The following is a 12,375-nucleotide window of genomic DNA, read 5'->3' on the forward strand; positions in this document are numbered from 1 at the left end:
GGGTGTCGCGGTGTGCCTGGTCAGCCGATGGTGAGGTTGCCGCCGGAGGCGGTCAGGGTGCTCTCCCGGGTCGACGCGCCGGTCCAGTCCGAGGAGAAGACCAACCGGTCACCGTCCCAGACGGTGATGCCGATCCCGTCGCGCCGGCCCGGCTCGCCCCGGTCGGTGGCGGTCACCCGCATGGTCAGCCCGGTGGCCACCGGGACCGGGTTCTGCGCGGTGGAGATGTCGTACAGGGTGACCTGGTAGCGCAGGTCGGCGACCGCTTCCCCGGCCACCGCGACACCGAACGACTCCAGCGCGGTGCTCTGGAACTTGTACCGCTTGCCGCCCGACTTGTAGCCGACCTTCGCGCTGCCGGCCAGCTTCTTGCCGTTGTTGATCCGGCCGTCCAGGGTCACCTCGATGCGCCGGTCGTCGTCGAGCGGGTAACCACCGGCGGTCGCCCCGCCCTTCAGGTAGCCCGAGCCGGCGACCGACCGGCCGTACCCGCCGGCCACCGTGACGGTGGCCGTCGCGCTGCCGGTGTACGCCCCCGACACCGTGGCGGTGACCGGATGCGCGCCGTGCGGCAGTACGGCGCGGCAGCTGGCCGAGCCGTCGTCCACCGCCGCGCCGAACGGCGTCGCGACCGCCGTGCAGAGGGTCTCGTCGCCCTCGGTGAAGGTCACCGTCGCATTGCGGACGTCACCGCCGCCACCGAGGACGGTGGCCCGCAGCAGCACGCCGGTCGTGTCGGCGTCGTCCACCGGGGCGGCCAGGGTGTCACCGGTGTAGGTGACCGTGGCCGCGCGGACCTGGGTGATGGTGAGGTCAGCGTCGCTGAGGTCGAAGAAGACGTTGCCGACCGCCTCGATCTTCAGCCGGCCCCGGGCGGTGTCCACGTTCGGCAGGGTCACCGTCGCCGCCCCGGTGTTCGGCACGCTCTCGGCCAGCACGTGCGGGAAGGTCGCCCCACCGTCGGTGGACAGCGAGATCTTCACCTCGCCCACGCTGATCGGCGCGGTGTCCGTGCCGGCCACGTCCCAGGTGACGGGCATGGTGCCGCCGCCCAGGTGGGCCGCCGACGTCGCCTGCGAGGTGACCAGGAACGGGCCGGCCGTCGGGGCGAGGGTCAACGCCACGTCGGCGCTGCCGATGCCGCCGCCGCCCGGGTGGTGGTCCCGGCCGGTGAGCCGGAAGTGCAGGATCCGGTCGTTGGTCACGCCGACCCAGTCGGCGGTGGGCAGGAACTCCGAGTAGCAGTCCACCGTCGCGGCGGGCACGTTGCTCGCCCCGCCGGTGGCCGGTGGGGCCGGCGCGGCCGGGCAGGCCCCGGTGGCGGCGTTGGTGTTGTTCGCCGCGATCTGGGCCAGGTTCGGGAAGTGCCGGGTCGGGTCGGTGCTCACCGCGTTCTCCCCCGGCGAGTGGTACTCCAGGGTGTCGGTCGGGCTGACCGCCGCCGCCTCGCCGAACTGGCGGAACAGCGGCCCGTTGGTCTTGGTGTTGTTGACCAGCGCGGTGCCGGTGCTTCCGCCCCGGTCGTTCTGCTCCCACAGGTAGCTGACGGTGTCCCCGTCGGCGTCGGTGGCGCTACCGGTCAGCGCGAACGGGGTCCGCGCCGGGATGGTGTGCGCCGCCGCCGGCACGGTGACCACGGGGGCCCGGTTGCCGGTCGGCGCGGTCTGGAAACCGTTGTTGCCGGCCGCGCCGCCCCGGGCGGTCTCACCGACGAAGCCGGACGCGCCCACGACGCCTGTCAGTTCGAGCGCCGGCACGTCGACCCCGGCCAGCGACCCACCGTTGAAGGTGACCTGGAAGCCGGTGTCGTTCGGGGCGCCGAGCCCGCCGAAGGCCGTGACGGTGACGGTGGCCCCGGCCGGCCAGCCGGCGATCGACTCGATGGCCGTCTTGATCCCGGCCGCGGTGTAGTTGCCGCCGCGCACCACCGGCACGGACGACTGGCCGGCGTAGCTGATGCTGAACGCGTCGCCGTCGGTGTCGAAGCCGGACAGCGAGACGGTCTGCACCTCGTTGAGCGCCGGCCGGGTGCCGGTGACGAACGTGCTGATCTCGGTGTAGCTGCGCTGCGACCAGTACGGGTCGCTGTGCGGCTGGAGGTTGTCCTGCTGGCAGATGCCCGCGTACGCCATGATCGACGAGCCGCTGCCCGGCTCGTAGGAGTTGGCGGCGCTGCGGTTGCTGCCGGAGCAGTTGTACTGGGTGCCGTTGAAGGTGTGGTTGCCGGCGAACTGGTGGCCGATCTCGTGCGCCACGTAGTCGACGGCGTAGAAGTCACCGACCGGGGTGGGCAGGCCGGTGCAGCCCCGCGCCTTGCCGTCCAGGCCGACCACGCCGAGGCCGGCGACGCCGCCACCGGGCAGGCCCAGGCCGATGTGCCCGACGTCGTAGTTGCCCGCGCCGACGAGCTGACCGAGCACGATCCGGTTGCGGTTGAGCAGCGAGCTGGTGCACGACGAGATCTGCGTCGGGGTGTAGCAGGCCGCCGCGCCGCACGGCCCGTTCGCCTCGGTGGCCAGGGCGGCGGTGTTCAGGTTGGTCTTGTCGGTGTCGTTGACCAGCACCAACCGGATCGCCGTCTCGTCCTCGTAGATCTGGGTGACCCGGTTGATCAGGGTCACCTTCGCCGCGGTGACGTTCTCCGCGCCGAAGAAGGTGGCGTACGACGGGTCGGTGACCAGGGCCAGCCGGTAGGTGCGCAGGGTGACCGGCGCGCCCGCCGGCTCGTCCGCGGCCACCTCCGGCGACAGCGCCCCGGCCGCCGCCGCGACGTCCTCGCGCTCCACCATGGCCGGGTCGGTGTCGATCAGGTCACGGGCGTAGTAGCTGGCGTAGACGCTCTGGTCGCCGTGGTAGTACGGGTCGAGGTACCAGCTGCCGCCGGTCGACCGGACCGAGGCGTGGAAGCCCAGCGGGGTCAGGTCGGCCCGGATCGTCGCCGTCGGGTCGTCCAGGCCCCGGCCGACGTACGTGCTGATCTCGGGGTGCCGGGCGGCGAGCCCCGGCTCCATCACCGGCGAGTCGACCAGGCTGAACCGCTGCAAGCCCCCGGTGGGGGTGGGCAGCGCGACGGTCATCGCCGGCTGCGACCGTCGGGCCGTGCCGGCCCGCTCGGCCGGCACGTCGGCCAGGGTGTCGGCCAACGCGGCCCGGTCGAGGGTGTACGCGGCGAACCGCTCGGCGCGGATGTCGGGGGTACGCCCGTCGCGGGCGTTGGCCGACGGCTCGCTCGGCAGCTGCCGCCAGGGGCCGGGGTCGGCCGGCGCGGCGACCGCCGCGGTGCCGCCGGTCAGCGGCAGCACGGTGGCGACCAGCACCGCGGCGCACAGCCCGGCCAGTCGGCGGCGGCCGCGACCAGCGGGATCGGGGGGTGGAACCGTCATCGAGTGGGCCTCACTTCACCAGGTATGGGGAACGGGCCGGATGGCGTGGCGTTCGTGGGCCACGCCGGGCTGTCCCGGGAAGCCCACGCTATGACGGGTCCCCTGTCGACAGACATCATCCGTAAAGTCGACGCGCCGACACGGCGCGGCGGTGTAGACCCTCTCTAGTGGACTAGATACCACGCGTCGGGCAGGCAGCCAGGGACCGGTGCGTCGTGGTCGGACCCCGCTGACCGTGGCGGGGTGCCACCGGCTCGCCGACGCGGGCGCGGCCGGGACATTTGTCCTGGCCGGACGGGTATCGCCGGCTCTGCCCCGCCGGTCCCCGGCTGCCTAGCGTGACAGGCATGGATAACACCGCGGTACGCCTGACCGGGCTCACCCGGCGGTTCGGCCCCGTCCGGGCCGTCGACGGGATCGACCTGACCATCGCGTCGGGCAGCACGGTCGCCCTGCTCGGCCCCAACGGTGCCGGCAAGACGACCACCCTCTCGCTCCTGCTCGGCCTCGCCCCACCCGACGCCGGAACGGTGACGCTGTTCGGCCGGTCACCGGGCGAGGCGGTCCGGGCCGGCCAGGTCGGGGCGATGGTGCAGGACGCCGGTTTCGTCCCCGGTGCCACCGTGCGGGACCTGGTCGCCCTCGCCCGGGGGTTGTATCGCCGGCCGCTGGACACCGCCCGGGTGCTCGCGCTGGCCGGGCTGACCGACCTGGCCGACCGCCGGCTGGACCGGCTCTCCGGCGGCGAGACGCAGCGGGCGCGGTTCGCATTCGCGTTGGCCGGTGACCCGGACCTGCTGGTCCTGGACGAGCCCGGCGCGGCGCTGGACGTCGCCGCCCGGCAGGCGTTCTGGGCGGCGATCCGCCGGTACGCCGCCGACGGTCACACCGTTGTGTTCAGCACCCACCACCTGCACGAGGCCGACGAGTACGCCGACCGGGTGGTGCTGCTGGCCGGCGGGCGGGTGGTGGCCGACGGCCCGCCCGCCGAGATCCGGGCGGTGGTCGGCGGCCGTACGGTGGCCTTCGACCTCGCCGACGGGTCGGTGGCGGGCCTCGACCTGCTGCCCGGCGTCCGGTCGGTGCAGGTCCGGGGCGGTCGGGTGGCGCTCACCACCGACGACGCCGACGCCACCGTGCTGGCCCTGGCCGCCGACCGGGGCTTCCGGGGCCTGGAGGTCACCGGCGTCGGGCTGGAGGCGGCCTTCCTCACCCTCACCGCCGCGGAAGGGAACCACTGACATGCGCGCCTATCTGCGCTTCGAGCTACGCCGTCTGGCCCGGGACCCGCGGCTGGCGCTGTTCACCGTGCTGGGCCCGGTCGTCACCTACCTGATCTTCTCGGGCCTGCTTCCAGCGGGCGACCGGCTGGAGGGCGTCACCGCCGCCGCCGCGCTCATGGTCGGCCTGGCCGGCTACGGCGCGATGGCCGGGGTGCTCTCGGTGGGCTCGTCGGTGGCCCAGGAACGCGCGGTGCGCTGGCTGCACCAACTGCGGGTCACCCCGCTGTCCCCCCGCCGGGTGGTCGCGGTGAAGGCCCTGGTCAGCACCGTGAGCGGGGTGCCGCCGCTGGTCGCGGTGGGCATCGCCGGCCGCCTCCAGCACCACGTCGAGCTACCCGCCGGCAGGTGGGCGGCCCTGCTGGTGCTGATGTGGGTCGGCACGGTGCCGTTCGCGCTGCTCGGGCTCGCCATCGGGTACGGCCTCACCCCGCAGCTCGCCCAGCCGGTCAACTTCCTCGCCTTCCTCACCCTGTCGGTGCTCGGCGGACTGCTGGTGCCGGCGGCGTACTTCCCCGACCTGCTGCGGCACCTGGCGCATACGCTGCCGACGTACCGGTTCGCCGAACTCGGTTGGCGTACGGCGGCCGGCCTGGCCCCCGACCCGACCGGACTGACGGTGCTCGCCGGGTGGACGGTGGCCTTCGGCGTGCTCGCCGCGGTGGCGTACCGCCGGTCGACCGCGCGTCGCTGAGATCCCGCTACGGTGTCGACCATGTCCGGTGCCACAGTCGCGGCTCCCCCCACAGGCCGCCGCCGGCGGGGATTGCTGCTGGTGGCGTCGCACACGCTCTGGTTCTGGCTGCTGCTGCCACCGTCCACCGCGATCGCCCACGGGCAGGTACGCCCGACGGCGGTCGCGGCGGCCGGGCTTGTGACCTTCGCGCTGCTCTACCTCGCGCTGGTGGCGGTGCCGGTGGCCGACCTGGTGGTACCGCCCGTGCTGTTCCACCTCGGCCTGCTGGTGTTCGCGGCGCTCGGGGTGGGCCTCGCGGGCGCGTACGCCGGCGGCCCGGAGGGCTGGCTGATCCTGCTGACGTACGTCGCGACGGCCGGTGCGGTCGGGCTGGTCCGGCCGGTGCAGGGGTTCGCCTGGGTCGGCGGCAGTGCCGCTGCCGTCCTGACGATCGGGCTGGCGCACCGGGTGCCGGTCGGTGACATCGCCGCCTCGGCACTGATCACGGTGCTGGCAGGCGCCATGACCCTGGCGTTCACCCGGACGGCCCGACTGGTGGCGGAGCTGCGCCGCACCCAGCAGGAGCTGGCCCGGACGGCGGTCGAGCAGGAACGGCTACGGTTCGCCCGGGACCTGCACGATCTGCTCGGCCACACGCTGTCACTCGTGGTCGTGAAGGCGGAGGTGGTACGCCGGCTCGCCCCGGCCGATCCGGAGCGGGCAGCGGCCGAGGCCCGAGACATCGAGCGCATCGGCCGTACCGCGCTCGCCGAGGTACGCGAGGCGGTCACCGGTTACCGGGACCGCAGCTTCGGACGGGAACTGGACGGTGCCCGGACCGCCCTCGCCGACGGGGGGATCACCGTCACCGTGCGGCAACCCGGTCGGCCGCTGCCGGTGGAGGCGGACGACGCGTTCGGCTGGGTGCTGCGGGAGGGAGTGACGAACGTGCTGCGGCACAGCCACGCGTCGCGGTGCGAGATCGAGGTGCACGCCGACCCCGAGGAGTCGGTGCTGACCATCGGCGACGACGGTGTCGGCGGCCGGGTCGAGCCGGGCAACGGCCTGCGGGGTCTCACCGAACGGCTCGCACGGGCGGGCGGGGAACTGCGCGTCACCTCCGCCCGTGGCGGCGGACTGCGGCTCACCGCCCGGATTCCCACCGGCCCGGACGGGTCGGCGCGCGGATGATCCGGCTGCTGCTCGCCGAGGACCAGGGCATGATGCGCGGCGCACTGGCCCTGCTGCTCAACCTCGAACCCGACATGGAGGTGGTGGCCGAGGCCGGCACCGGCACCGCCGCGTTGGCGGCGGCCCTGCGGGTCCGCCCCGACGTGGCCCTGTTGGACATCGAGATGCCCGGAGGCAGCGGGCTGGACACCGCAGCGGCGTTGCGGCGGCAACTGCCCTCCTGCCGGGTCCTGATCCTCACCACCTTCGGGCGACCCGGGTACCTGCGCCGGGCGATGGAGGCCGGGGCGCGGGGATTCCTGGTCAAGGACGGACCGGTGGAGGAGTTGGCGGTGGCGGTCCGGCGGGTGCTGGCCGGTGAGCGGGTGATCGATCCGGCGCTGGCGGCGGCGGCCCTGGCGACCGGCCCGAACCCGCTCACCGAACGGGAACGGGAGGTGCTCGCCGCCGCCGTGGACGGTGCCACGGTGGCTGACGTCGCTGCCCGGCTGCACCTGTCGGAGAGCACGGTCCGCAACTACCTGTCGGCGGCGATCGGCAAGACGGGCACCCGCAACCGGATCGAGGCGGCCCACACCGCCCGCGCCAACGGCTGGCTCTGACCGGCCCCCGGCCCTGGACGGGATGCCGGGGTCAGCCGGCTGGTCGATCGCCCCGGATGCGGGCGTGCAGGTGCATGTCGTGCCGGCCGTCGGCGTGCACGGCGTCGCTGCGCTTGGTGCCCTCCAGGAGGAAACCGGCGCGCAGGGCGGTCCGGCAGGAGGCGACGTTGCGGGTCGAGTGGTCCAGGTGCAGCCGGTGGAAGCCCGCCTCGTCCAGCGCCCAACCGCCCAGCGCCGTCAACGCCCGGGAGGCCACCCCCGCCCGGCGGGCGGCGGGAAGCACCCAGTACGCGCACCCGGCGACGCCGTCATCGAGATCCATGCTGGTCAGGGCGATGCGGCCGAGCACCTCGACGCCGTCGCGGGTCACCGCCCAACTGGCGCCGGTCTCCCCCGCCCAGGCCCGGTGATAGCCCTCGAACCACTCACGGACCTGGCTCTCGGAGGCCGGATGACGGGTGTGCCAGTGCCGGATCTCCGGGTCCCGGTAGGCGGCCAGGAACACCGGGGCATCGGACGCCTCCCACGGGCGCAGGACCAGACCCCCCGGCGCGGCGAGGGTCGGCTGCGCACCGGCGGCGAGGGCACCGGCGGGGATGGCCGGTGGCGTGGAGAGCGGGACCCGCACGCCTCATCCTCCCCCGACGCCGTGGGCCGGTGTCAAACTCCGCCCGGCCCGTCGACGTCGACGTCGACCCGGGCGAGATCCCGGTGGGCGGCGAGGCGTTGCGCCTGCGCGACGATGTCGTCGTGGACGGTGGTGGACAGCTTCCGCCACGGTTGGACGGCGAGCGTCAGCGTCCTGCCGGCCTTACGGGGCCGCCAGGTGCCGACGATCTCACCGCCGGCCAGGACGGCCCCGGGGCGGCCCAGCACCGGCCACAACTGCTTGGCGTGGGCCGCGTCCGGCACCAGGGTCGCCCGGTCCCGCGCCTGCAGGAACAGGTCGAACGGGCCGAGCAGGCGCACGGCCGTGGTGTCGGCGGCATCGGTGAGCGCCGGCTCGTCGGCGGCGAGCAGCGAGCGGGCCTCCCCGTCGACCCGTACCTCGACCACGTCCTGCGGCCAGCGGGCCCGCACCTCCCGGACCGGGGCGTCGAGGTAGTCGGCGACCTGCTTGGGGGTGGCCGGGCCGAGCAGCCGTAGGTAGGCGCGGACCAGGTCGAACCGGTCGCCGGGCGGGGCGGGCCGGGTGAACCTGGGGATGCGGTGCAGGACCGGTGGTGAGGTGCCGGGGCGCAGCTCCAGCCCGGCCCGCACAGCGGCCAGCCGGAACGGCATCTCGTAGAGGTGAGTGGCGGCGCAGGGACGGCAGAACCGCAGGTAGGGCTCGGGCAGCAGCTCGGCCAGCCGCCCGGAGACGTCGCCCTTGACCGTCGGGGTGGTGACCACCGCCCGCATCCGCGCCGCCACCTCGTCGAGGGCGGCCAGGTTGCCGATGCCGGCGGCCTTCAGCGGCCGGGCCGCGTCGTAGATGCGTTTGCCGGCGTCCGCGTCGGAGTATGGCGCGACCGCCCCCGCCACCTCGGCCACGTCGGCGCGACGGTAGAGATGCGGCGCGCCGCGAACGGTCCAGAGCAGGATCAGGTCGTCCGCGACCGGTGCCGTCACCTCGACCCCGCGCAGCGCCAGGGCCCACCGGCCGCCGTCCGGGCCGGTGTCCTGCACCCCGATGTCGAGTACGGCGGTGTCCGCCGGGGTGCCCTCGACCCGGTCGAGCTGCTGCGCCCCGACCCGAAACTGCATCACCTGACGGCGGTCAATCATCCGACCAGCCTAGGTGCCACCCCCGACACTGCCGGTCCGGAGCTTCGACCGGGAACATCGTCCTTGGTGATCACGATCCGCACGGCAACTCCACCTCCAGTCTCGTCGGTCCGCCCGGTGGGCTGGTCAGCGTCATCCGGCCGTCGTACGCCCCGACCCGCCGACGGATGCCGGTCAGCCCCGAGCCGCCGCCCTCGTCGGCGTCGCCGTGCCCGTCGTCGGTGACGGTCACCAGCAGCCGGTCCTGCTCGCGACGGACGGTCACGTCGACCCGGACGGCGCCGCTGTGCCGGACCACGTTGGTCAACGCCTCCGCCACCACGAAGTAGGCGGTGGCCTCCACCGAGACGGCGCAGCGTACCGGCACGTCGACGGTGAGCTGGCAGGGCACCGCGCAGCCGCCGGCCAGGCCGGCCAGGGCGCCGGTGAGGCCCCGGTCGTCCAGCACGGGCGGCAGGATGCCCCGCACCACCGTACGCAGTTCGCCGAGCGCCTGTTCCGCCGCGTCCTGCGCCTGCCCGAGGATCTCGTCGGCCCGGGCCGGGTCCCGCCGCACCGCCCGGCGGGCCGCCCCCAGCAGCACGCTGACCGCGACCAGTCGGTTCTGGGTGCCGTCGTGCAGGGAGCGTTCGATGCGGCGCAGTTCGACCGCGTGGGCGTCGAGCGCCGCGGCCCGGGTGGCGGTCAGCTCGGCGACCCGCAGCGACAGGTCGAAGCCCGGCGGCGGGGGCAGCAGCCACCGGCCCGGCCGGGCCTGGAGGCGGGCCAAGGCCGGGCCGAACGCGACCGTGGCGGCCAGCCAGCCGAGACCGAGCAGTCCGACCAGCAGCGCCTCGGTCAGCCCGTCGACGCGCCACCAGACGATCCCCGGCGCGCCGGCCCCGGGCGGCAGCAGCCGGTACCACAGCGGGAACGTGAGGTCCTGCACGGCGTAGAGCGGCAGGGCCAGGCCGAGCAGTCCGCCGATCAGGCCGGTGACCGCGTGCAGCGCGACCCAGCCGAGTTCCCGGCGGACGAACGGGTCGCGCACCGCCACCCGCAGCTCGGCCGGCACCGGGCCCGGGGCGGGGATCGACGCGCCCCAGCGGGACAGCCGGGCCCGCTCCCGGTCGGCCACGGCGCGTACCGCCCGCAGCGCGCCGGGTGCCGCCGGCAGCCCCACCCAGACCAGGCAGGCCGCCGCGACGAACACCGCCCAGAGCAGCGCGGCCAACGCCAACAGTGCGGTGCCGAGGCCACCGACCAGGTGTTCGAGGGCGTCGACCGAGGCGCGGACCCGGTCCCGCAGGTGTGTCATCGCAAGACCTCCCGCGCCAACATAGGCCACCGGGCGGCCGGCCCGGCACCGTCGGTGCGGAAAGTAGCGCCTGCTGTACCAGCGCCGGTCGTGCTGGCGGGATCGTGTCCGACCCACCGTCGCGCCTAGCGTCGAACTGGTCGAACACCCGCCACCGAGGAGGCAGCCATGACCGATCCGTACCGCGTCGCCGACGCCCCGGCCGACCCGACGCACCCGGCGACCGACCGGCTCCGCCCACTGCTGTGGGTGGTGCTGGTCGTCAGCCTCGCCGCCAACGCGGCGCTGACCACCGTGCTGGACAACCAGTGGGCCGGCTCCGCCTGCGGCCTGCTGGCGGTGCTCTGCGCCGGGACGCTGGTCGCCCGGCACCGCCGCGCCCGGTGACCGACGCCCGGGACGCGGGGCCGGCGGTGGGCCGGGCCGGAGCCCGCCCCCGGCCGGCGTTCAGCGGCCGTCGGGGGCGGTGCGCAGGGTGAGCAGGTAGCGCGCGGTGAGCGCGACGGCCCGGTCCTCGTCCCCGGTCAGCCCGGCCAGGGCCCGGGACGTCGTGTCCCCCGGGATGCCCGCGAGCGCCTGGGTCAGCCGGCCGCGCGCCGACGCCCCGGTGTCGCCCCGGGTGAGCAGCTCGATCAGGCCGGCGGCGATCCGGTCCGCCGTGGCGGGATCGGTCGCCAGCACGCTGAGCGCGTCGGCGGCGTCGACGTCGTTCACCTCGGCGACGATCATGCCGATGAGCGTCGGCACGGCGGCGGGCTCGCCACGACTGCCGAGCGCCAGCGCCGCGCACCTGCCGACCACGGGGTCCGGATGGCGCAGAGCGTCGCGGAGCAGCGCGGTGGCGTCCCCACCCGGGATCTCGACGACGGCCCGGACGGCACGTTCCCGCACCTCGGCCGCGGATGCGTCGAGCCCCTTTGCCAGCAGGGGCAGGGCGTCGACGCCCGCGTGGGCGAGCGCCCAACGCAGCGCCCCGGCGACGTTCGGGTCGGCCTCGGCCAGCGCCGCCGCGACCAGCGCCTCCACCGGCACCGGCACCTCACCGACCGAGGCCAGCGCCGCGCGCTGACGCTGGTCCGCGCGGGGTGAGCCCAGGTCCCGCAGGAGCGCGACCACCTGCAGCACGTCCTGCCAGTCGGCGGGCCCCGCGGCGTCGATCCGCCGGAGGCGGGTGAGCAGCTCCCGCTCCGCGGCGATCCGCGCCCGCGTCTGCCGGATGAGGTCGTCGACGAGTTCCGCAGGGGTGAAGGCGGGGTCGTCGAGCGCACGTCCCACCGCCCGCAGCGACAACCCCAGCGACCGCAGGCTCTCGATGTGGAAGATCCGTCGAAGGTCCGCGTCGGAGTAGTCGCGGTAGCCGACGCCGGTACGACCGGTCGGTCGGAGCAGTCCGAGCGACTCGTAGTGTCTGAGCATCCGGACGCTGACACCGCAGCGCCGTGACACCTCGCCGATCAGCACCGCCTCACCCCGGCCCGCCGGTCCCGCCGAGAGCCACGATGCGCGTCGCCTCCCCGAGGGAGAACTCGAATCCGGCGTCCGGGTCGCGTACCAGCCGCTGCGTGGCGGCGGCGTGCGCGCGTACCCGGGGGTCCGGGTGCGTCCCGGCGGTGTGCAGGACCGTCGTGCCGGCCTCGCCGAGGATGGCCAACGCCCGGCTGAGGCTCAGCCACGTCGCCCGGTCACCCCGCCCGAGCTGGGTGGCCAGCACCTCGGCCAGTCCGGACTCCGCGCCCTCGGGCACCAGGGCGACCGCCGCCCGCCAGGCGCTGCGCGCCACCTCGTCGTCGGGATCGGTCAACAGGGCCGGGGTGACCGCCGGCCAGGCCCGCCGGTCCCCGATCTTGGACAGCGTGTGCAACGCCTGGCTGCGGGCCTGTGCCCGGGTCGACCCCAGGGCGGCGACGAGCCGGGGCACCGTCGCCTCCGGCGGGTGCCGGGTGAGCGCCCAGGTCAGCATCTCGCGGACGGAGAAGTCCGGTTCGGTCGCGCAGCGGGCCACGAGCGGCTCGACGAACGCCGGGTCGGGGCTGGTGCCGATCGCCAGCGCCGCCCGCAGCCGCACCGACGGGTCCCTACCCGCCAGCCCCCGCAGCGCCCGCGTCGGGTCCGCTTCCGCTCTGGTCATCCGGACCACCTCCCCGACGCAGTGTTGACCCTGACACCGTGTCAGGGTCAA

The 12,375-nt window shown here is 74.9% G+C and carries 11 protein-coding genes; 5 read left to right on the forward strand and 6 right to left on the reverse strand.

The genetic code is table 11. The features are described 5' to 3' along the window. Positions 1 to 20: 20 nt before the first annotated feature. Entirely contained in the window at positions 21 to 3,383 is a 3,363-nt protein-coding gene (locus JQX11_RS07850) for a M12 family metallo-peptidase (RefSeq protein WP_232377467.1), read from the reverse strand. Between the two features lie 347 nt (positions 3,384 to 3,730). Between JQX11_RS07850 and JQX11_RS07855 the strand changes: the two genes are divergently transcribed. From JQX11_RS07855 to JQX11_RS07870, 4 genes are read left to right on the forward strand one after another with little or no spacing between them, the layout of a single operon-like run. Beyond that, a complete protein-coding gene (locus JQX11_RS07855; protein ID WP_204924318.1) occupies positions 3,731 to 4,624 on the forward strand; it encodes an ABC transporter ATP-binding protein in 894 nt (297 codons plus the stop codon). Between the two features lies 1 nt (position 4,625). Beyond that, positions 4,626 to 5,357, forward strand: coding sequence for an ABC transporter permease (locus JQX11_RS07860; RefSeq protein WP_204924319.1), 732 nt, complete (start codon positions 4,626 to 4,628; stop codon positions 5,355 to 5,357). Positions 5,358 to 5,378: 21 nt separating this feature from the next. Then, positions 5,379 to 6,530, forward strand: coding sequence for a sensor histidine kinase (locus tag JQX11_RS07865; RefSeq protein ID WP_204924320.1), 1,152 nt, complete (start codon positions 5,379 to 5,381; stop codon positions 6,528 to 6,530). After that, a complete protein-coding gene (locus JQX11_RS07870) occupies positions 6,527 to 7,132 on the forward strand; it encodes a response regulator transcription factor (protein ID WP_204924321.1) in 606 nt (201 codons plus the stop codon). The genes JQX11_RS07865 and JQX11_RS07870 overlap by 4 nt, the downstream gene beginning before the upstream one ends. 31 nt (positions 7,133 to 7,163) lie before the next feature. Here the strand turns inward: JQX11_RS07870 and JQX11_RS07875 are convergent, their stop codons facing one another. The 3 genes from JQX11_RS07875 to JQX11_RS07885 form a co-directional block, all read right to left on the reverse strand. Further along, entirely contained in the window at positions 7,164 to 7,760 is a 597-nt protein-coding gene (locus JQX11_RS07875; RefSeq protein ID WP_204924322.1) for a GNAT family N-acetyltransferase, read from the reverse strand. A gap of 32 nt (positions 7,761 to 7,792) precedes the next feature. Continuing rightward, positions 7,793 to 8,899 (reverse strand): winged helix DNA-binding domain-containing protein, encoded by a 1,107-nt coding sequence (locus JQX11_RS07880; protein WP_204924323.1) that lies wholly within the window; start codon positions 8,897 to 8,899, stop codon positions 7,793 to 7,795. A 70-nt stretch (positions 8,900 to 8,969) separates the two neighbouring features. Then, positions 8,970 to 10,196, reverse strand: a complete 1,227-nt coding sequence (locus tag JQX11_RS07885) for a sensor histidine kinase (RefSeq protein ID WP_204924324.1) — start codon at positions 10,194 to 10,196, stop codon at positions 8,970 to 8,972. A gap of 168 nt (positions 10,197 to 10,364) precedes the next feature. On the opposite strand from JQX11_RS07885, the gene JQX11_RS07890 reads away from it, so the two are divergent. After that, on the forward strand, positions 10,365 to 10,583 hold the full coding sequence (locus JQX11_RS07890) for a hypothetical protein (protein ID WP_204924325.1): 219 nt from the start codon (positions 10,365 to 10,367) through the stop codon (positions 10,581 to 10,583). Between the two features lie 60 nt (positions 10,584 to 10,643). Here JQX11_RS07890 and JQX11_RS07895 read toward each other — a convergent pair whose 3' ends face one another. Together JQX11_RS07895 and JQX11_RS07900 are read right to left on the reverse strand one after the other, a co-directional pair. Continuing rightward, positions 10,644 to 11,657, reverse strand: coding sequence for a MerR family transcriptional regulator (locus JQX11_RS07895; RefSeq protein ID WP_204924326.1), 1,014 nt, complete (start codon positions 11,655 to 11,657; stop codon positions 10,644 to 10,646). Positions 11,658 to 11,661: 4 nt separating this feature from the next. Next, positions 11,662 to 12,324, reverse strand: coding sequence for a HEAT repeat domain-containing protein (locus JQX11_RS07900; RefSeq protein ID WP_204924327.1), 663 nt, complete (start codon positions 12,322 to 12,324; stop codon positions 11,662 to 11,664). Between the last annotated feature and the right edge of the window lie 51 nt (positions 12,325 to 12,375).

Source organism: Micromonospora humida, from assembly GCF_016901255.1.
GTDB lineage: Bacteria > Actinomycetota > Actinomycetes > Mycobacteriales > Micromonosporaceae > Micromonospora > Micromonospora wenchangensis.